General features: G+C 68.9%; 19 protein-coding genes. 10 read left to right on the forward strand and 9 right to left on the reverse strand.

Translation table 11 applies throughout. The features are described from left to right. The first annotated feature begins 6 nt into the window (after positions 1-6). A complete protein-coding gene (locus ACXRVZ_RS02575; RefSeq protein WP_457421337.1) occupies positions 7-1488 on the forward strand; it encodes a M81 family metallopeptidase in 1482 nt (493 codons plus the stop codon). Between the two features lie 3 nt (positions 1489-1491). Here the strand turns inward: ACXRVZ_RS02575 and ACXRVZ_RS02580 are convergent, their stop codons facing one another. Then, positions 1492-2100: a GNAT family N-acetyltransferase gene (locus ACXRVZ_RS02580; protein ID WP_458232172.1), complete on the reverse strand. Its 609-nt coding sequence runs from the start codon at positions 2098-2100 to the stop codon at positions 1492-1494. A 203-nt stretch (positions 2101-2303) separates the two neighbouring features. Between ACXRVZ_RS02580 and ACXRVZ_RS02585 the strand changes: the two genes are divergently transcribed. The 5 genes from ACXRVZ_RS02585 (at position 2304) to ACXRVZ_RS02605 (ending at position 7877) form a co-directional block, all read left to right on the forward strand. Further along, the gene (locus ACXRVZ_RS02585) at positions 2304-2726 is read left to right on the forward strand and encodes a CopG family transcriptional regulator (protein ID WP_457421333.1); all 423 of its coding nucleotides are present in this window, start codon (positions 2304-2306) and stop codon (positions 2724-2726) included. A 43-nt stretch (positions 2727-2769) separates the two neighbouring features. Further along, entirely contained in the window at positions 2770-3789 is a 1020-nt protein-coding gene (locus ACXRVZ_RS02590) for an extracellular catalytic domain type 1 short-chain-length polyhydroxyalkanoate depolymerase (protein WP_457421331.1), read from the forward strand. Positions 3790-3927: 138 nt separating this feature from the next. Next, entirely contained in the window at positions 3928-4356 is a 429-nt protein-coding gene (locus ACXRVZ_RS02595) for a hypothetical protein (RefSeq protein WP_457421329.1), read from the forward strand. Then, a complete protein-coding gene (locus ACXRVZ_RS02600) occupies positions 4353-5813 on the forward strand; it encodes an RAD55 family ATPase (protein WP_457421327.1) in 1461 nt (486 codons plus the stop codon). Before ACXRVZ_RS02595 ends, ACXRVZ_RS02600 begins: the two co-directional genes overlap by 4 nt. Before the next feature lie 42 nt (positions 5814-5855). Beyond that, complete coding sequence (locus ACXRVZ_RS02605) at positions 5856-7877, forward strand: diguanylate cyclase domain-containing protein (RefSeq protein WP_457421325.1); 2022 nt, start codon at positions 5856-5858, stop codon at positions 7875-7877. On the opposite strand, the gene ACXRVZ_RS02610 is transcribed toward ACXRVZ_RS02605, so the two are convergent. The 6 genes from ACXRVZ_RS02610 to tldD form a co-directional block, all read right to left on the reverse strand. After that, positions 7874-8110: a DUF167 domain-containing protein gene (locus tag ACXRVZ_RS02610; RefSeq protein WP_457421323.1), complete on the reverse strand. Its 237-nt coding sequence runs from the start codon at positions 8108-8110 to the stop codon at positions 7874-7876. The two genes, ACXRVZ_RS02605 and ACXRVZ_RS02610, sit on opposite strands and share 4 nt — an antisense overlap. After that, positions 8107-9987 carry a molecular chaperone HtpG gene (gene htpG, locus ACXRVZ_RS02615; RefSeq protein ID WP_457421321.1) on the reverse strand — a complete coding sequence of 627 codons (1881 nt, stop codon included), beginning with the start codon at positions 9985-9987 and terminating at the stop codon, positions 8107-8109. The genes ACXRVZ_RS02610 and htpG overlap by 4 nt, the downstream gene beginning before the upstream one ends. 76 nt (positions 9988-10063) lie before the next feature. Further along, on the reverse strand, positions 10064-11188 hold the full coding sequence (locus ACXRVZ_RS02620) for a 3-deoxy-7-phosphoheptulonate synthase (RefSeq protein WP_457421319.1): 1125 nt from the start codon (positions 11186-11188) through the stop codon (positions 10064-10066). A 202-nt stretch (positions 11189-11390) separates the two neighbouring features. Further along, the gene (locus ACXRVZ_RS02625) at positions 11391-12029 is read right to left on the reverse strand and encodes a glycoside hydrolase family 88/105 protein (protein WP_458232183.1); all 639 of its coding nucleotides are present in this window, start codon (positions 12027-12029) and stop codon (positions 11391-11393) included. 21 nt (positions 12030-12050) lie between these two features. Continuing rightward, a complete protein-coding gene (locus tag ACXRVZ_RS02630) occupies positions 12051-12470 on the reverse strand; it encodes a hypothetical protein (protein ID WP_457421317.1) in 420 nt (139 codons plus the stop codon). Positions 12471-12475: 5 nt separating this feature from the next. Beyond that, complete coding sequence (gene tldD / locus ACXRVZ_RS02635) at positions 12476-13939, reverse strand: metalloprotease TldD (RefSeq protein WP_457421315.1); 1464 nt, start codon at positions 13937-13939, stop codon at positions 12476-12478. A gap of 179 nt (positions 13940-14118) precedes the next feature. Here tldD and ACXRVZ_RS02640 point away from each other — a divergent pair, with 179 nt between their 5' ends. Beyond that, positions 14119-15297, forward strand: coding sequence for a PQQ-dependent sugar dehydrogenase (locus ACXRVZ_RS02640; protein WP_457421313.1), 1179 nt, complete (start codon positions 14119-14121; stop codon positions 15295-15297). Here the strand turns inward: ACXRVZ_RS02640 and rsmI are convergent. Further along, positions 15275-16195: a 16S rRNA (cytidine(1402)-2'-O)-methyltransferase gene (rsmI, locus tag ACXRVZ_RS02645; protein ID WP_457421311.1), complete on the reverse strand. Its 921-nt coding sequence runs from the start codon at positions 16193-16195 to the stop codon at positions 15275-15277. The two genes, ACXRVZ_RS02640 and rsmI, sit on opposite strands and share 23 nt — an antisense overlap. Between rsmI and ACXRVZ_RS02650 the strand changes: the two genes are divergently transcribed. The 3 genes from ACXRVZ_RS02650 to ACXRVZ_RS02660 are packed head-to-tail and all read left to right on the forward strand — an operon-like array spanning position 16188 to position 17804. Next, positions 16188-16580, forward strand: a complete 393-nt coding sequence (locus ACXRVZ_RS02650; protein WP_457421309.1) for a YraN family protein — start codon at positions 16188-16190, stop codon at positions 16578-16580. The genes rsmI and ACXRVZ_RS02650 overlap by 8 nt on opposite strands. 16 nt (positions 16581-16596) lie before the next feature. Then, positions 16597-17175 carry an SIS domain-containing protein gene (locus ACXRVZ_RS02655; protein ID WP_457421307.1) on the forward strand — a complete coding sequence of 193 codons (579 nt, stop codon included), beginning with the start codon at positions 16597-16599 and terminating at the stop codon, positions 17173-17175. 20 nt (positions 17176-17195) lie between these two features. Beyond that, positions 17196-17804: a BON domain-containing protein gene (locus tag ACXRVZ_RS02660; protein WP_457421305.1), complete on the forward strand. Its 609-nt coding sequence runs from the start codon at positions 17196-17198 to the stop codon at positions 17802-17804. 26 nt (positions 17805-17830) lie between these two features. On the opposite strand, the gene ACXRVZ_RS02665 is transcribed toward ACXRVZ_RS02660, so the two are convergent. Further along, positions 17831-18763, reverse strand: a complete 933-nt coding sequence (locus tag ACXRVZ_RS02665; protein WP_457421303.1) for an NAD(P)-dependent oxidoreductase — start codon at positions 18761-18763, stop codon at positions 17831-17833.

Raw genomic sequence — 18763 nt, forward strand, 5'->3', positions numbered from 1 at the left:
CCAGCCATGAAGCTCTTCCTGGGCGGGCTGGTGCATGAGACCAGCAGCTTCTCGCCGCTGCCCACCAGCGTGCAGTCCTTCCGCGAGGGCGTGCTGATCCACCGCAGCGACGCGCGCGCGCTGCAGAAGATCGTCGCCCAGCCGACGCTGATGGGCGTCATCGCCGCCGCCGCGCGCCAGGGCGACACGCTGCTGCCGGGGCTGTACGCCGAGGCGCAGCCGTCCGGCCCGCTGTCCCGCGCCGACTACGAGCAATTGCGCGACGAACTGCTGGCCGACCTGCGCGCGTCCCTGAGCCTGGGCCCGGTGGACGCCGTGTTGCTGGTGCTGCACGGCGCCATGCTGGCCGACGGCTACCCCGACTGCGAAGGCGACCTGCTGACCCGCGTGCGCGAGCTGATCGGCCCGCGCGTGCCGCTGGGTGCGCTGCTGGACCTGCACTGCAACCTGAGCCCGGCCATGGTCGACTCGGGCGCGGTACTGGTGGCCTGCAAGGAGTATCCGCACATCGACTACGCCGCCCGCGGCGAGGAGCTGCACGCGATGCTGAGCGCGATGGCGCGCGGCGAACTGGCGATCAAGGCGCAGTGGCGGCGCGTGCCCATGCTGGGCATCTTCGGCACGACGCAGCCGCCGATGAGCGACTTCGTGCGCCAGCTGCAGGCCAGCGAGCAGACGGTGCCGGGGGTGGCCTCGGTATCGGTGCTGCACGGCTTCCCGTGGTCGGACACGCCGTACACCAGCGCGGCCGTGCTCGTGCTGGCGCAGGACACGCCGGCCGCAGCCAAGGCGGCCGCGCAACTGCTGGGCGAACTCGCCGACAGCTTCTACGGCCTGCGCGAACGCGCCGTTGCCAACCGCCTGCCGCTGGATGCGGCGCTGGACGAGGCCCTGGCCGCCATGCAGCGGGCCGAAGGGCGCCCCGTCGTGCTGGCCGACACGGCCGACAACCCCGGCGGCGGCGCGGCCGGCGACAGCACCTTCGTGCTGCGCGAGCTGCTGCGGCGTGGCGTGCAGGACGTGGCGCTCGGCATGATCTGGGACCCACAGGCCGTGGCCATCGCGACGTCAGCAGGCGTCGGCGCGCGCCTGCAGCTGCGCATCGGCGGCAAAGTGGGGCCGATGTCCGGCGACCCAGTGGACCTCGACGTCGAAGTGCTCGCCTGCCGCGCCAATGCCTGCCAGCGCAGCCTGACGCCCGGCGGCACCGACCCGCTGGGCACGGCCGTCGCCGTGCGTGCGCAGGGCATAGACATCGTGCTCAACAGCACCCGCCAGCAGGTGTTCTCACCGGAATGCTTTACCGAACTCGGCATTGACCCCAGCGCCAAGCGCCTGGTCGTCGTCAAGTCGACCCAGCACTTCCGCTCAGGCTTCGACGCGATGGCCGCGGCGGTCGTGTACGCCGACACACCGGGCAGCCTGGCCTCGGACCTGGGCCGGCTGCCCTACAGGCAACTGCCCCGCCCAGTCTGGCCGCTCGACTAAGCGCTAAGCCGCGAAGGCGATGGCTTCCGGCTCGCCGCGCGGCAGGCTGGCCCAGCGGTCGGCGTTCAGCTCGTAGAGCAGCGCCGCAGCGCTGCCGGGGCCATCGGCCAGCGCGCCCTTGAGGCGCAGGCCCAGGCATTCCAGCGTCTTGCGTGTCGGCGCATTGCTGGGCAGCACTGCGGCGACGACCGTGCTCTCACGGCGCTGCTCGAACGCCTGCGTGAAGGCGTGAAGCGCCATTTCAGACGCCAGGCCGCGGCCCCAGGCCTGGGGCGTGATGCGGTAGTAGAGGTAGAGGCCGGCATGGCCGGCGACGCTACGGTGCATCAGGCCGCCAAAGCCGATCAGCACCTCGGGCTTGTCGCGCTCGGCAATGGCCCAGTGACCGAAACCCAGCTTCTGCCAGTGGGCGATCCAGCCCTGCAGCTGCGCCTCGATGGCGGCGGCACCCTGCGGCGTGGCAGCGGCACAAAAGCGGTTGACGGCGGGGTCGGCGTACAGCGCGACCAACGTCTGGAGATCATTTTCCCGAGGTGGCCGCAACACGAGGCGGTGGGTCACCATGGCCGCTGGCACGGCAGGAACAGGCGCGCAGAACTCACTCGGAACCATGGACGACGCTAACTCGGTGAAAACCCTAGGAGGGTATCCGCGAGCCGCTCGCAACGGAAGCCCGCAGCGACGGGTGTTGTCGCATTGCTGTCACAAATCGTGACGTGCGCACGTAAAGCTGAGCCGTCGGCCTGGCAACGGACGTCACGTTTGAACACGAAATATGGCTAGTGGATTCCAAGTGGATGGCGCATCATGCCGCCATGCCTGCTACTCCCCTGCTCTCGCCCAAGGCGGCCAAGCCCGTCGATGAAAAGCTGACGATCAACATTGGCTGCGTCGACCTCGGTCAGATCGACCTGCTGGTGCAGGAAGGCTTCTACGCCAACCGCAGCGACCTGATCCGCACGGCCATCCGCAACCAGATCGCCAACCACGCTGACGTGGTGCGCCAGGTCGTCACGCGCAAGAGCATCGTGCTGGGCATCCAGCAGTTCAGCGCGGCGGACCTCATCCAGGCCCAGGCGGCCGGCGAAAAGCTGCAGATCCGCGTGCTCGGCTTGGCCGTCATCGCGCCCGACGTCACACCCGAGCTGGCGCTGGCCACCATCGAGTCGCTGGCCGTGCTGGGCGCGCTGCATGCCAGCCCCGCCGTGAAAGCGGCCCTGGTCGGCCGGCTGCTGTAAACCTTTCATGAAAGTTCCCATGCACCCCCAGTTTTCCCAGTTGATGAAAAACGCCACCGCGCTGACGCGCTCCGGCGACCTCAGGGGCGCGATGGCCGCCATTGCCGGCGCGCTGAAAGGCGGCGCGGCGGTGGCGCCGCCAGCGCCCTCGGCCGATGCCGACGTCATCGACGTGGAGGCGCGCGTCATCGAGCGCGACACGCCGGTGTCACCCGCGCCGATCAAGGAGCGCGAGCAATTCGTCTCCGGCCACTTCAGCCACCGGGCCGGCGCGCGCGACTACCGCCTGTTCATCCCTGTCCCCCAGCGCGACAAGCCCCGCGCGCTGGTCCTCATGCTGCACGGCTGCACGCAGAACCCCGACGACTTCGCCAAGGGCACGCGCATGAACGCGCTCGGCGCCGAATACAACGCGCTGGTGCTCTACCCGGCGCAGACGCAACAGGCCAATGCCCAGGGCTGCTGGAACTGGTTCAAGCACAACCACCAGGGCCGCGAACGCGGAGAGCCCGCACTGCTGGCCGCGATGACGAAGCACATCGCCGAGACCCACGGCGTCGATCCCTCACGCGTTTTTGTCGCCGGCCTGTCCGCCGGTGGCGCGATGGCGGCCATCCTGGCGGCGACGCACCCGGACGTCTTCGCCGCAGCCGGCGTGCACTCGGGCCTGCCGGCCGGCGCGGCCCGCGATCTGCCAGGCGCGCTGGCGGCGATGCAGGGCCAGGCCGGCCACGCCTCGGTGGGCGCGCCGAAGTCGGGCGTGCGCATGATCGTCTTCCACGGCGATGCCGATGCCACGGTTCACCCGAGCAACGGCGAGCGGGTGGTGGCGGCGCATGGCGGTGCGGCGGTCCGCGTCGACGAGCAGGCCGGCCTTAAGCACGGCACGCGCACCTGCACGCGGCGCCTGCACAAGGATGCGCAGGGGCGTGTCGTCACCGAGCAGTGGACGGTGCACGGCGCCGGCCACGCCTGGTCGGGCGGCAACCCGGCGGGCTCCTACGCGGATGCGCGCGGGCCGGACGCCAGCGCGGAAATGATGCGGTTCTTCTTCGAGCGCTGAGTCCACGTCATTGATTCAGGGAACAGGGTGTGGTCCCTTCCCCGCAAAACAGGCATGGCCGGACCCGTTACGTGCGCCAGCCGGCACGCCGCGCCACGACGCCTACACTGAGCCGCACACCCCCTACCCAAGCGACCCATGGACAGTCGAGAGAGCAGCCGGTTGACGGCGCCTCTGGCTCATCGTGTCGCAGAGGACGCCGACTCCCACCAGATTGCCGCCGCGATCCACGCGCTGTGGACGGACATCGAAGCCGCCCTGCAGCCCATCGTCGGCCGTCGCGGCGTCGCGGCGCTGTTCAAGCGCACGCTGCACCTGGCCGCAGCGCGCCATCCCTGGCTGGCGCCGCTCAAGCCGGGCAGCGACGACGCGGTCGACCTGGGCCAGCTGACGGCGCTTTTCGCTGCACAACCACCATCGCGGGCAGGCGAGGCGGGCAGCGCCTTGTTCGAGATCTTTCGCGAGCTGCTCGTCACCTTGATCGGCGCCCCGCTGAGCGAGCGATTGCTCCAGACCGCCTGGTCGAATTCTTCAAGCGCTGCCCCGGCGCAGGACCCCACGCCATGACTTCCAAAGTGACCATCAACAGCCTGTCGACCGGCGTGCCCGGCCTGGACGACTTGCTGGGCGGAGGGTTGCCGGAGTTCTCGTTCAACCTGATCGCCGGCCAGCCCGGCTGCGGCAAGACGACGCTGGCGCACCAGATCATGTTTTCGCTGGCCACCGAGGCGCGGCCGGCGCTGTACTTCACCGTGCTGGGCGAGCCGCCGCTGAAGATGCTGCGCTACCAGCAGCAGTTCGCCTTCTTCGACCATGACGCCATCAACCGCAGCGTGCGCTTCGTCAACCTGTGCGACGAGGCCATGCTGGGCGACCTGGACCGCGTGCTGGCGCGCATCACCGAAGAAGTCGCCAGGCACGAGCCGGCGCTGGTGTTCGTCGACTCCTTCCGCTCCGTCGTGCTGGCCACACATGGCGACGGCAACGCGCACAACCACCTGCAGCGCTTCATGCAGCAGCTCGGCATGCTGATGACGAGCTGGCAGGCCACCACCTTCCTGATCGGCGAGTACTTCACCGACAGCGACGCCAACCCGGTGTTCACGGTGGCAGATGGCCTGATCTGGATGCGCCAGAACGTGCAGCGCAACGCCATGGTGCGCAAGATGGAGATCATGAAGATGCGCGGCCAGCCCTCGCTGCCCGGGCTGCACGCCTTCCGCATCAATGAGAGCGGGCTGCAGATCTTCGTGCCGGCGTCTGGCGCGCCTGAGGCGGCGCCACGCCACGGCACCGCGGACCGCGCCTCGATGGGCGTGCCCGGGCTGGACGAGATGATGAACGGCGGGCTGCCACGCGGCTATTCGCTGCTGCTGGCCGGGCCGTCGGGGTCGGGCAAGAGCATCCTGGCGGCGGCCTTCCTGAACGCCGGCGTGAGCAACGGCGAGACGGGCGTCATCGCCGCCTTCGAGCGCCGCCCCAACCGCGCGCACAACCAGGAACTGGCGCAGAACATCGCGCAAGGCCGCATCGGCCTGGTGGAAAGCCACGCGACCGACATCTCCATCGAGGAGGTCGTGCACCTGCTGGCCAAGGAAATCCACCGCTTGAAGGCCACCCGCGTCGTCATCGACTCGCTGTCCGGCTTCGAGCTGGCCCTCGGGCCGTCGTTCAAGGAGGATTTCCGCGAATCGCTGCTGCGGCTGGTGGCCTCGCTGACCGGCATGGGCGTGACGGTGCTGATGACCTCCGAGCTGGAGGACCGCTACACCGACCTGCGCTTCAGCCCCTACGGCACGGCCTTCATGACCGACGCCATCATCGTGCAGCGCTACATCGAGGTGGACAGCCGGCTGCGGCGCGTGATGGCGGTGGTCAAGGTGCGCGACAGCGCCCACTCCGACCAGCTGCGCGAGTACAGCATCGACGACAGCGGCATCCGCATCGGCACGATGCTCGCCGAGCAGGAAGGCCTGCTGGGCGGTCGCCCGGCCACCCGACGCCGCGCCGCCGCCGAGGCCTGACGCGGCGCGGTCTGGCCCACACCCAAGCAGCCGCAGGAGCGTATGGAAACCAGCCCTGAACCTCGCGGAACGGCGTCGACGGCGCTGGCGGCGGAGGTCGCCGCGCTGGAGCGCATGACGCTCAGCGCCCGCGCCGAGCTGGCCACCGTGCTGGCGGACCTGGCCCTGGCGCAGGCGCAGCTCGGCGGCCATCAGGTGCAGCAGTTGCTTGAAGCGAACGAGCAACTGGTGATCGACGCGGTGCGCTCCCGCACGATGGCCGACTCGTCAGCACTGCTGGTGACCGAGCTGACGAAGTCCAGCGAACTCGACGGCCTGACGGGGCTGCCGAACAGGGTGCTGCTGGTCGACCGCTTCTCGCAGGCGCTGACGCATGCCAAGCGGCGCGACACCCGCCTCGCCCTGCTGTTCCTGGATCTCGACCAGTTCAAGCGGATCAACGACACGCTGGGGCACAAGGTGGGCGACGCCGTGCTGCGCGAGGTCGGGCACTGCCTGAATGCCTGCGTGCGCCAGGTGGACACGGTGTGCCGCCTGGGTGGCGACGAGTTCGTGCTGCTGCTGACCGAGATCGCCGGCCCGGCCGACCCCGGGCGGGTGGCCGAGAAGCTGTTGGCCTCGCTGGCCCAGCTCACCACGGCGGGCGGCGTGGCGGTGCGGGTGTCGGCCAGCATCGGCATTGCCGTGTTCCCCGACGACGCCGCTGACGTCGAGCGCCTGGTGGACTGCGCCGACCAGGCCATGTACCGCAGCAAGCACGCTGGCGGCAATTGCTACCGATTCTTTTCCATGCACGACCCGCACACGGATGCGGCCTGGCCGGGCAAGCCACGAGAGGCGGGCGGCGCGCAGTTGCTGGAGGCGAACCAGAACCTGGTGCTGTCGGCGATGGCCGCGTCGGCCGTGGCGGAGCAGAAGGAGCTGCTGCTGGCCGACCTGCAGCATGCGGCCACGAACAAGGACGAGTTCCTCAGCGTGCTGGGCCATGAGCTGCGCAACCCCCTGGCGCCGCTGGTGACCACACTCGACGTGATGCGCCTGCGCGCAGGCGGCCACGAGACGGTCGAGCATTCGACGATGCGCCGCCACCTCGGCCACCTGATGCGCCTGGTGAGCGACCTGCAGGACGTGGCCAAGATCGCCACGGGCAAGGTCGACCTGCGGCTGGGAATCGTCCAGATCGGCGACATCGCCGTGGAAGCCATCGCGATGGCCAAGCCCCTGCTTGAGAAACGCCAGCAGCACTTCAGCTTCAACGAGGCGCCGCACCCCCTGACCTGCCGGGGCGACGCGGTGCGACTGGAGCAATCCGTCGCCAACCTGCTCATCAACGCCGCCAAGTACACGCCGCCGGGCGGCAGCATCTCACTGACGACGCGGCAGGAGGGCGAGCAGGCCGTCATCAGCGTCAGGGACAACGGCCGCGGCATTTCCGCCGAGGCGCTGCCGGACGTGTTCAACCTGTTCTTCCAGGAGCGCGGCGGCGATGCGCTACTGCGCGACGCAGGGCTGGGCGTCGGGCTGGCCCTGGTGCGCAGCCTGGTGGGCCTGCATGCGGGCAGCGTCAGCGCACACAGCGACGGCGTCGGCCTGGGCAGCGAGTTCACGATCCGCCTGCCCCTGCTGGCCGCCGACGAGACCGAGCTGATGCAGGCCGCATCGGCAGACGCAGCCGGCTCGGCACAGACCCCACGCCGCATCCTGATCGTCGACGACAACTACGACGCAGCGGATTCGCTGAGCATGCTGCTGCGCATGTATGGCCACGAGGTCTGGGTGGCGACGCACCCGGTCGCCGCGCTGCAGCTGGTGGCCACGGCGGCCCCCGACCTGGCCCTGTTGGACATCGGTCTGCCCGGCATGGACGGCTACGAGCTGGCGCGGCGCATCCGGCGGCAGTACCCCGAGCTCCGCGTGGCCATGGTGGCCTTGAGCGGCTATGGCCGCGCTGCCGATTTCGAGAACAGCACGGCGGCCGGTTTCGATGCGCACCTGGTCAAGCCCGTGCAGATCGACGAGCTGGAGCGCGTCGTGCGGACCGTGCATTTCACGCCGCGCAGCTAGGCCCCGGTCTCGACCCGCACACGCTTGAAGCGCGAGCCGCCGCCGCTGTGGATGCTCACCGCTGATTTGGCGCAGCCGAAATGCTTCGCCACCAGCGCGATCAGCTCGGCATTGGCCTTGCCGTCCACCGGCGGCGACTTCAGCCAGGCCGTCCAGGTGCCGTCGGCCTCCTGGACCAGCTCGGACCGTGACGATCCGGGCTTGGCCTTGAGCTGAAGCGTCGTGACGGTCAACCCGTCAGCAACGCGTTGACACGGCGCACGTAGGCAGCCGGGTCTTCCAGGTGGCCGCCCTCGGCCAGCACGGCCTGGTCGAACAGCACCTGGGCCAGGTCGTCGAAGTGATCGCTGCCGTCCAGCTTCTTGACCAGCGCATGGTCGGCATTGATCTCCAGCGTCGGCTTGCTCTCGGGTGCCGTCTGGCCGGCCTGCTTCAGCAGCCGCGCCAGGTGGCCGCTCACGTCGCCCTCTTCGACGACGATGCAGGCCGGCGAGTCGACCAGGCGGGTCGTCACGCGCACGTCCTTGGCGCGGTCCTTGAGCGCTTCCTTGAGCTTGTCGAGCAGCGGCTTCAGGCTCTCGGCGGTTTCGTCGGCCTTCTTCTTCTCGTCCTCGTCCAACAGCTTGCCGAGGTCGACCGCACCCTTGGCGACGGACTGCAGCGTCTTGCCCTCGAACTCGTAGAGGTGGCTCAGCATCCACTCGTCGACGCGGTCCACCAGCAGCAGCACCTCGATGCCCTTCTTGCGGAAGATCTCCAGCTGCGGGCTGTGCTTCGCGGCGGCCAGCGAGTCGGCGGTGATGTAGTAGATGACCTCCTGGCCGTCCTTGGCGCGCGACACGTAGTCGGCCAGGCTGACGTTGGCGTCGGCGTGCGTGGACGCAAAACGGAACAGCTTGGCCAGGCGTTCCTGGTTGGCGTGGTCTTCGCCGATGCCTTCCTTCAGCACCTGGCCGAAGTCGGTCCAGAAGGCCGCGTACTTGTCCTTGTCGGCTTGGTCTTCGCTGTTGGCCAGGCTCTCCAGCATGCCCAGCACGCGCTTGGTGGAACCCTCGCGGATGGCCTTCACGTCGCGGCTTTCCTGCAGCAGCTCACGGCTCACATTCAGCGGCAGGTCGGCCGAGTCGATGACGCCCTTGACGAAGCGCAGGTAGACCGGCATCAGCGCCTCGGCGTCGTCCATGATGAAGACTCGCTTCACGTACAGCTTCACGCCGCCGCGCTTGTCACGGTTCCACAGGTCGAAGGGCGCCTTCTGCGGGATGTAGAGCAGCTGCGTGTACTCGCTGCGGCCTTCCACGCGGTTGTGCGTGTAGGCCAGCGGCGCGTCGCTGTCGTGGCTGATCTGCTTGTAGAACTCCTCGTACTGCTCGGCCGTGACCTCGCTCTTGCTGCGCGCCCACAGCGCCGAGGCCTTGTTGACCGGCTCCCACTCGTCGAGCACAACCTGCTTGGCGTTGTCTGCGTCCCACTCTTCCTTCTTCATCAGGATGGGGAGGGAAATGTGGTCGCTGTACTTGCTGATCGTCGACTTGACGCGCCAGGTCTTCAGGAACTCTTCCTCGCCGTCGCGCAGATGCAGCACGACGTCGGTGCCGCGGCCCGGCTTGGTGATGGTCTCCAGCTCGTACTCGCCGGTGCCTTCGCTGCTCCAGCGCACGCCCTGGTCGGCGGGCAACCCGGCGCGGCGGGTTTCCACCGTGATGCGGTCGGCGACGATGAAGCCGGAGTAGAAGCCCACGCCGAACTGGCCGATCAGCTGCGCGTCCTTCTTCTGGTCGCCCTCCAGCTTGGCCATGAACTCGCGCGTGCCGCTCTTGGCGATGGTGCCCAGGTGGGACGCGGCTTCCTCGGCGCTCATGCCGATGCCGTTGTCGCTGATGGTCAGCGTCTTGGCTTCCTCGTCAAAGCTGACGCGCACTTCCAGGTTGGGTGTGTCCTCGAACAGCGCGGCGTTGTCCAGCGCCTCGAAGCGCAGCTTGTCGCAGGCGTCGCTCGCGTTGCTCACCAGCTCGCGCAGGAAGATCTCCTTGTTGGAGTACAGCGAGTGGGTGACGAGGTGCAGGATCTGCTTGACTTCGGCCTGGAAGGCGTGGGTTTGCTTGGTCATGGCGAGAGGTATTCCGTGAACGAAAACGCGGCCCACGTGGGGCCGCGCGATGCGGATTTCAAGAGCCGCGATTGTGTCAGCGGCGCGCCTTCACGGCTTCGCTCAGCACATCCAGCACCGCCAGCGAGTCGTCCCAGCCCAGGCAGGCGTCTGTGATGCTCTTGCCGTATTCCAGCGCGTTCGGATCATCCTGGCCCGGCGTGAACTTCTGGGCGCCGTCGTTCAGATGGCTCTCCACCATGACGCCGAAGATGTTGTTGCCGCCCTCGCGCATCTGGCCGGCGATGTCGCGGGCGACGTCGACCTGGCGCTGGTGCTGCTTGCTGGAGTTGGCGTGCGAGCAGTCCACCATCAGGCGTTGCGGCAGCTTGGCCTTGGCCAGGTCGGCGCAGGCCGCGGCGACATTGGCCGCGTCGTAGTTCGGCGCCTTGCCGCCGCGCAGGATGACGTGGCAGTCCTCGTTGCCGCTGGTCTGCACGATGGCGACCTGGCCGTTCTTGTGGACCGACAGGAAGTGGTGGCCGCGCGCCGCGGCCTGAATCGCGTCGGTGGCGATCTTGATGTTGCCGTCGGTGCCGTTCTTGAAGCCGATGGGTGCGGACAGGCCCGAGGCCAGTTCGCGGTGCACCTGGCTCTCGGTCGTGCGCGCGCCGATGGCGCCCCAGGCGATCAGGTCGCCGATGTACTGGGGCGAGATCACGTCCAGGAATTCGCTGCCGGCCGGCACGCCCAGGCGGTTGATCTCCAGCAGCAGCTGGCGGGCGATGCGCAGGCCTTCGTCGATGCGGTAGCTCTCGTCCAGGTAGGGGTCGTTGATCAGCCCCTTCCAGCCCACCGTCGTGCGCGGCTTCTCGAAGTAGACGCGCATGACGATCTCCAGCGTGCCGGCGTACTTCTCGCGCTCGATCTTGAGCTTGCGGGCGTACTCCAGCGCGGCGTTGGGGTCGTGGATGGAGCAGGGGCCGATGACGACGAGCAGGCGGTCGTCCTCGCCGCTCATGATCTTGCGGATGCGCTGGCGGGTGCTGCTGATCAGGCCTTCCATCGCGGTGCCGCGGATGGGGAAGAAGCGGATCAGATGCTCCGGCGGCGGCAGCGGCGTGATGTCGAGGATGCGCTCGTCATCGGTGGCGCTGGTCTTGTCGTCCTGGGAGTACCAGCGCTGGGCTTCGGGTTCGACGTTGGAGACTTTGGCATTCATCGTTGGCACCTCTGAAATGAAAAAACCGCCGGGCTTTGGAGGCCCGGCGGTTTGTAGGGAGTCTGTGGTCAGCGCGCGCGCTCAGGACTCTCCACCGCCGGGGCGGGGAAAAAACCAAAAGCTAAAAAGGGTGGCGCGGGACATGGGTGCGGAATCTAGCACGCGCCACCGCGGCTGGCTTCGCCGATGGGCAAGCGGATCTTCAGGCGCGCAACAGCGCCGCAGCCGTCCACAGCAGCGGCGCCTGGCCGTGCTTGTCGCCCACCACGCGCGGCCGCGCGAGGCAGTAGGCCACGTCCCGGCTGTGGCCCGTGCCCACGCAGACTTCGCGTACATCGCCCTCCGGCGTCAACTGCCCGACCAGCGCCAGCCAGGCACGGCGAGCCGGTGCGGCGAACTCGGCTTCGGGCAGCAAGCCCTGCTTGACGCCCGTGACGAAGGCGAACGTGAACATCGCCGTGGCCGAGCTTTCCTCCCAGCTGGCGGGCCGGTCGATGACCTGGCGCCACATGCCGCTGGGCGCCTGTTGGGCGAGCAGGCTGCGCATCATCTTCAGGTAGCCGGCCAGGATGGTCTTGTGCAGCGCATGACTGGCCGGCAGCTCGCGGAGCAGCTCGGTCAGGCCGGAGGCCACCCAGCCATTGCCACGCCCCCAGTGGATGGGTGCCTCCAGCGTGTGGAAGAACAGGCCGTTGGGCTGCTGCAACCGCTCCAGATAGGCCGCCAGCGTCTGCGCTGCGCGGTCCAGGTAGCGCGGCTCGCCGGTCGCGCGCCAGGCCTGCACCTGCAGCGCGGTGATCATGTACATGTCGTCGATCCAGAACCGCGACTGGCCGCTCAGCCCATCGGCGCGCGGGCGATCTCATTGCGCATCGGCGAATGCCAGGCCCATGCTGCGGTCCATGTGCCGCCGACCTTGCAGGTAAAGCTCCAGCGGCAACGCGCCAAAGACGGCGCCATCGACATGATCGGTCTGCGGCACGCGCGGCGATTCGATCTCGCGAAAGGGCAGGAAGCGCTCGGTCAGCTTGCCGCTGAGTACCTTGTCGCCTGAGAGGCCGGCGAACTGCAGGGCGCCGACCCAGGCCACCACGTCCGCGTAGTGCAGGGCCTCGGGCCCGTGCTTGCGGTTCTGCATATAGGGCGACGCTGTGAAGCGCAGCGCCACGCGCCGGCCCACGGCGACGGGATCCACCTCGGCCGGCCAGGCGCCGAGCTCGACGGCCTTCGCCCACAGGGGCAGGCCACCCAGGGCCGCGCCCAGGACCGTGCGCCGCCGCATCACGCTCAGGCGGTGCCGCCGACGGTCAAGCCTTCGATGCGCAGCGTCGGCTGGCCCACGCCCACGGGCACACTCTGGCCTTCCTTGCCGCAGACGCCGACGCCGGTGTCGAGCTGCATGTCGTTGCCGATCATGCTGACGCGCGTCAGTGCGTCCGGGCCGTTGCCGATGATGGTGGCGCCCTTGACGGGGTACTGGATCTTGCCGTTTTCGACCCAGTAGGCCTCGCTGGCCGAGAACACGAACTTGCCGCTGGTGATGTCGACCTGGCCGCCGCCGAAGTTGGTGGCGTACAGGCCCTTCTTGATCGACGCGACGATCTCCTTGGGGTCGTCCTTTCCGCCGAGCATGTAGGTGTTGGTCATGCGCGGCATGGGCACATGCGCGTAACTTTCGCGGCGGCCGTTGCCGGTGGGCGCGGTCTTCATCAGGCGGGCGTTCATCGCGTCCTGGATGTAGCCCTTCAGGATGCCGTCCTCGATCAGCACATTGCGCTGGCTGGCGCAGCCCTCGTCGTCGACGTTGAGCGAACCGCGGCGGTCGGGAATGGTGCCGTCGTCCAGCACCGTCACGCCCTTGGCGGCGACGCGCTGGCCGATGCGGCCGGCAAAGGCGCTGGAGCCCTTGCGGTTGAAGTCGCCTTCCAGGCCGTGGCCAACAGCCTCATGCAGCAACACGCCGGGCCAGCCGGGGCCGACGACGACGACCATCTCGCCCGCCGGCGCCGGGCGGCTGTCCAGATTCGTCAGCGCCGCGTGCACGGCCTGCTCGACATAGCTCGCGATCATCTCGTCGGTGAAATAGGCCAAGCCGAAGCGCCCGCCGCCGCCGCCCGAGCCCACCTCGCGGCGGCCGTTGCTCTCTGCGATGACGGTGATGGACAGGCGCACCAGCGGACGCACGTCCGCCGCCAGCGTGCCGTCGGCGCGGGCGATCAGCACCACCTCGTGCTCGGCGGCCAGGCCGGCCATGACCTGGGCCACGCGCGGGTCCTTGGCGCGGGCCATCTTCTCGGCGCGCTCCAGCAGCGCGACCTTGGCCGAGCTGTCCAGGCTGGCGATGGGGTCGGACACGCCATACAGCTCGCGGCTGCCGGCCACGCGGTGGGTGCCGGGCACCTTGACCTTTTTGCTCTGGCCAGCCGCCGCAATCGTGCGCACGGTGCGGGCGGCGTCGAGCAGCGAGTCCAGCGAGATGTCGTCCGAGTAGGCAAAGGCTGTCTTCTCGCCGGCCACGGCGCGAACGCCCACGCCCTGGTCGATGCTGAACGAGCCGCTCTTGACAATGCCCTCTTCCAGGCTCCAGCCCTCGGCGCGCGTGGTCTGGAAATAGAGGTCCGCATCGTCGATGCGGTGCTCGGTAATGAGGCGCAGCGCCTGCGAGAGCGAGGCCTCGGTCAGGCCGAAGGGCTCCAGCAGTTGGGAGCGGGCGGTGGCCAGGCGGGCCAGGGTGGGTTCGACGGCGATCATGGGTTGATTCTAGGAAGACTGCGGTCCCTGCGTTTTTTTGCGGCGACCGCTGCGCACGAGTCATTTCAAATTCGATACCGCTGCTAACAAATCAATGCTTGGCCAGACTCTCTTAGGGATGTGCCCTGGCTCGCAGCAAGCACAGCATCCAGCGCTCCTGCACCACGTCGGAGCGTCGAATGAAGTTGCTTGCCATTGCCAGCCTTGCGCTGGCCGCCGCCGGAGCCGCACCCGCCGCCACGCTGGTTGGCTCAGGATTTGACCAACCCGTCTTCCTGAGTGCGCCCGTCGGCGACTCGCGCCTCTTCATCGTCGAGAAAGGCGGCGTCATCAAAGTCAGGGACAGCCTGGGCAGCGTGTCCACGGTGCTGGACCTCACGACCAAGGTTGACAGCAGCGGCGAGCGCGGCCTGCTGGGTCTGGCGTTCGACCCCGGCTTCGCGACCAATGGCCGCATCTATGTCGACTACATCGACAAGACGACGCTGAGCACGGTGGTCGCGAGCTACTCGCTGACCGCGAGCGACGTCAACGCCAGCGCGCGCACCATCCTCACGGTCGCCCAACCGGCCAACCGCAGCAACCACAAGGCGGGCTGGATTGGCTTCAGCGCCGCCGACCCTGGCCAGCTCTACATCGCCACCGGCGACGGCGGCAGCAGCAACGACCCCGACAACAACGCGCAGAACTTGAACAGCAACCTGGGCAAGCTGCTGCGCGTCACGCCCGGCGCCGATGGCGGCTATACGGTGCCCGCGAACAACCCCTTCGTCGGCGTGGCCGGCAATGACGAGATCTGGGCCTATGGCCTGCGCAACCCCTTCCGCAACAGCTTCGACCGCGCGACCGGCGACCTGTGGATCGGCGACGTCGGCCAGGGTGCACGCGAGGAGATCGACTTCGCCTCCTTTGCATCAGGCCTGGGCCGAGGCGCCAACTACGGCTGGCGCGTGCGCGAAGGCAGCATCGCCACGCCGGGCATCAGCGACCCCGTGCCCGACGACCTGACCGGCCCGCGCTTCGACTACGGCCGCGCCAACGGCGACGCCACGGTCATCGGTGGCTATGTCTACCGCGGCGGCGGCGACGCGGCCCTCGACGGCAAATATGTCTTTGGCGACTATGTCTCCGGCCGCATCTGGACGCTGACCGGCAACACGGCCACTGAGCTGGCGTCGCCCTTTGCCGGCTCTCAGCTGACCAGCTTCGGCGAAGGCGGCGACGGCTCGCTTTACGCCGTCGGCATCAACGGCAACATCTACCTGCTCGCGGCGGCCGTGCCCGAGCCGGCACCGGCCCTGCTGCTGGCACTCGGCTTGGCGGCCGGCGGCCTGCTCACTCGTCGCCGCCGTTCTTGAGCTTCAGGCCAGCGTCGTAAAGCCGGTTGCGCGGCGCGCCGGTGATCTGGGCGGCCAGGGCCACGGCCTGCTTCAGCGGCAGCTCGGCCACGAGCAGCGCCAACACGCGCAGCGGCTCGGCGGGCAGATCGTCCTCTGCCACCGGCTGCGGCAGCCGCGCATGCAGCACCAGCACGAACTCGCCACGCTGGCGCTGCGAATCGGCCGCCAGCCAGGCCGGCAGCGTGGCGGCCTCGGCGGTGTGGATGCTCTCGAACTGCTTGGTCAGCTCGCGGCAGACCGTCACGCGGCGCTCCGGCGCCAGCTCGGCCAGCAGCGCGATGACCTCGACGATGCGGTGCGGCGCCTCGAAGACGACCTGGCTCTGGCCCTCGACGGCCAGCACCGCCTGCAAGGCCGTGCGGCGCTCGCCGGCCTTGGTGGGCAGGAAGCCGGCGAAGGCAAAGCTCGCGGCCGCCGTGTCGCCGGCGACGCTGAGCGCCGTCACCGTGCTGCTAGGCCCGGGCAGCGGCAGCACGCGGTAGCCGGCGGCGACAACGGCCTGCACGAGCACGGCGCCGGGGTCGGAGATGGCGGGTGTGCCGGCGTCCGATGCATAGGCCACGCGCTCGCCGGCCGCCAGCCGCGCAATGACCGTGGCACTCGCTTCGTGCTCGTTGTGCTGGTGCAGCGCAATCAGCGGCTTGTGCAGGCCCAGGTGGCGCAGCAGGCCGCCGCCCATGCGCGTGTCCTCGCAGGCCAGCGCATCGGCCATGCCAAGCAGGTGGATGGCGCGCAGGCTCAGGTCGGCGAGGTTGCCGATGGGCGTCGCGACGAGGTAGAGCGTGGCGGCCGGATACTGCTGGCCGCCGGCCGCAGCCTGCGCGGCCTGGCGAAGCAGAGAGGCATCAATGTTCAAGTGGGGCTCTCGATCAAAACCGGATACCAAGGCGCGCGGTGACGCGGCGGAGGACGCCGCACTGGCGCATCTGCAACGCGCCGGCCTGCGCCTGTTGGAGCGGAATTATCGAGTCGGTGCCGGCCCCAATCGCCGCGCCGGCGAAGTGGACCTCATCCTGCTCGACCACGACGGCACGCTGGTCTTCGTCGAAGTGCGCGCCCGGGCCAGTGCTTCGCACGGCGGCGCGGCGGCCAGCGTCACGGTACGCAAACAGCAGAGGCTCATCTACGCCGCCCAGCATTACCTGCTGCGCTACGCCAGCCCGCCGCCCTGCCGCTTCGATGTCGTCGCGCTCGACGGCGACCAGCTGACCTGGCTGAAAGCAGCCTTCGATGCCGGCTGACTATGATCCCGCCCTGATGATCGAACAGCGAATACAGCAGCAATTCTTCGAGAGCGCCGACCTGCTCTACCAAGCCGCCGAGCAATTGGCCCGACCCCTGGCGATGGCCGCGCAGATGGTGGTGGACGCCATCACCGGCGGCAACCGCATCCTGTGCGCCGGCCAGGGCCTGGCCAGCATGGACGCCGACTACCTCGCCGCCCGCCTGGCCGGCCGCTTCGAGCAGGAACGCCCGGGCCTGGCCGCCTGGAGCCTGTCCGCCCAGGTGCGGGACGCCGCCGGGCTGGACCTGACCCGCCTGCTGCAGGCCCATGGCCACCCGGGCGACGTGCTCATCATGATCGAGCCGCTGCGCGAGCAGCGCGACGCCTGGCAGCCCGCACTCGCCGTGGCCCATGCGCAGGAGATGAGCATCATCGCGTTGACGGCCCAGCCGCCGGGCTCGGCCGACGAGTGGCGCGGCGTGCTGCTCGACACCGATATCCAGATCCGCGTCAGCCACGGCCGCGAGCCGCGCGTTGTCGAAGCCCAGCGCGTGCTGCTGCATGCGCTGGCCGACGCTGTCGACCTGCAATTGCTGGGCAGCGACGAATAACCTTTTCGATGGAATTCCCGATGAAGAAGCTCTCTCTGACCCTGACCGCCGCCGTCCTCGCCAGCACGCTTGCCACCGGCTGCGCGCCGCTGCTGATCGGCGGCGCCATGATGGGCGGCGTCAGCGTCGCCACGGACCGCCGCACCTCGGGTGCCCAGCTGGAAGACGAGACCATCGAGGTCAAGGCCGGTGCCCGCGTGCGCGAGCAGCTCGGCAACAAGGTGCACGTCAACGTCAACAGCTACAACCGCGTCGCGCTGATCACCGGCGAGGCCAACTCCGAAGAGTCCCGCGCTGCGCTGGACGGCGTTGTCGGCGGCGTGGAGAACGTGCAGAAGGTGTTGAACGAAGTCGTCGTCGGCGCGGCCAGCTCGCTGGGCGACCGTTCCAACGACGTTGTCATCACCAGCAAGGTCAAGGCCAAGCTCATCGACGCGCGCGACCTGCACAGCAACGCCTTCTACGTCGTCGTCGAGCGCGCCCAGGTCTATCTGCTGGGCCGCGTGACCGAACGCGAGGCGGATCGCGCGACGGAGATCGTTCGCCAGACCGGCGGCGTCAAGAAGGTCGTGCGGGCGTTCGAGATCATCAGCGAGGAAGAACTCGCTCGCACGCTGCCGAAGAAGTAGGACGGGTCGCGACCCGCCCCGCAGGCTCAGGCCGACCGGGGCTGGGCGCGGCGGTCGGCGGGCGCAGGGCTGAGGCGCTTGATCAGGCTGGACGTGTCCCAGCGATTGCCGCCCATGGCCTGCACGTCGGCATAGAACTGGTCCACCAGCGCCGTGACCGGCAGGCGTGAGCCATTGCGGCGGGCCTCGTCGAGCACGAGGCCGAGGTCCTTGCGCATCCAGTCGACCGCGAAGCCGAAGTCGAACTTGCCCTCGACCATGGTCTTGCCGCGGTTGTCCATCTGCCAGCTCTGGGCCGCGCCCTTGCCGATGACGTCGAGCACTTGGGCCATGTCCAGGCCGGCGTTCTGGCCGAAGCGCACCGCCTCGGACAGGCCCTGCACGAGGCCGGCGATGCAGATCTGATTGACCATCTTGGCCAGCTGGCCCGAGCCCGTGCCGCCCAGCAGCGTGACGGCCTTGGCGAAGGCGAGCGCGAGTGGCCTGGCGGACTCAAAGGGCGCCGCGTCGCCGCCGCACATGACGGTCAGCGCGCCGTTGACCGCACCGGCCTGGCCGCCGGAGACCGGCGCGTCGATGAAGTGCAGGCCCTGCAAGGCCGCCACCGAGTGCAGGTCTCGCGCCACCTCGGCCGAGGCCGTCGTGTGATCGACGAACACCGTTCCCGGCGTCATGCCGGCAAAGGCGCCTTCGTCGCCCAGCACGACAGAGCGCAGGTCGGCGTCATTGCCGACGCAGCAAAAGACGAACTCCGCGTCCTTCGCGGCTTCCGCCGGCGTCGCGGCAAAGCTGCCGCCGTATTCGTTCACCCAGGCCTCGGCCTTGGCGGCGGTGCGGTTGTAGACGGTGACCTGATGCCCAGCGCGCGCCAGGTGGCCGGCCATCGGATGGCCCATGACGCCCAGGCCCAGGAAGGCAACGCGGCGGGAAGGAACGGGGTCGTAGCTGCGGGTACTCAT

The sequence above is a fragment of the Roseateles sp. P5_E8 genome (assembly GCF_054177665.1).

Excerpts from the sequence above, each read along its gene's own strand:
- ACXRVZ_RS02585 (WP_457421333.1), top strand. The coding sequence starts at position 2,304 with ATGCCTGCTACTCCCCTGCTCTCGCCCAAGGCGGCCAAGCCCGTCGAT.
- htpG (WP_457421321.1), bottom strand. The coding sequence starts at position 9,987 with ATGACCAAGCAAACCCACGCCTTCCAGGCCGAAGTCAAGCAGATCCTG.
- ACXRVZ_RS02660 (WP_457421305.1), top strand. The coding sequence starts at position 17,196 with ATGAAGAAGCTCTCTCTGACCCTGACCGCCGCCGTCCTCGCCAGCACG.
- tldD (WP_457421315.1), bottom strand. The coding sequence starts at position 13,939 with ATGATCGCCGTCGAACCCACCCTGGCCCGCCTGGCCACCGCCCGCTCC.
- ACXRVZ_RS02630 (WP_457421317.1), bottom strand. The coding sequence starts at position 12,470 with ATGCGGCGGCGCACGGTCCTGGGCGCGGCCCTGGGTGGCCTGCCCCTG.
- ACXRVZ_RS02575 (WP_457421337.1), top strand. The coding sequence starts at position 7 with ATGAAGCTCTTCCTGGGCGGGCTGGTGCATGAGACCAGCAGCTTCTCG.
- ACXRVZ_RS02605 (WP_457421325.1), top strand. The coding sequence starts at position 5,856 with ATGGAAACCAGCCCTGAACCTCGCGGAACGGCGTCGACGGCGCTGGCG.
- ACXRVZ_RS02590 (WP_457421331.1), top strand. The coding sequence starts at position 2,770 with ATGAAAAACGCCACCGCGCTGACGCGCTCCGGCGACCTCAGGGGCGCG.
- ACXRVZ_RS02580 (WP_458232172.1), bottom strand. The coding sequence starts at position 2,100 with ATGGTTCCGAGTGAGTTCTGCGCGCCTGTTCCTGCCGTGCCAGCGGCC.
- ACXRVZ_RS02620 (WP_457421319.1), bottom strand. The coding sequence starts at position 11,188 with ATGAATGCCAAAGTCTCCAACGTCGAACCCGAAGCCCAGCGCTGGTAC.
- ACXRVZ_RS02595 (WP_457421329.1), top strand. The coding sequence starts at position 3,928 with ATGGACAGTCGAGAGAGCAGCCGGTTGACGGCGCCTCTGGCTCATCGT.
- ACXRVZ_RS02655 (WP_457421307.1), top strand. The coding sequence starts at position 16,597 with ATGATCGAACAGCGAATACAGCAGCAATTCTTCGAGAGCGCCGACCTG.
- ACXRVZ_RS02665 (WP_457421303.1), bottom strand. The coding sequence starts at position 18,763 with ATGAGTACCCGCAGCTACGACCCCGTTCCTTCCCGCCGCGTTGCCTTC.
- ACXRVZ_RS02640 (WP_457421313.1), top strand. The coding sequence starts at position 14,119 with ATGAAGTTGCTTGCCATTGCCAGCCTTGCGCTGGCCGCCGCCGGAGCC.
- ACXRVZ_RS02650 (WP_457421309.1), top strand. The coding sequence starts at position 16,188 with ATGTTCAAGTGGGGCTCTCGATCAAAACCGGATACCAAGGCGCGCGGT.
- ACXRVZ_RS02600 (WP_457421327.1), top strand. The coding sequence starts at position 4,353 with ATGACTTCCAAAGTGACCATCAACAGCCTGTCGACCGGCGTGCCCGGC.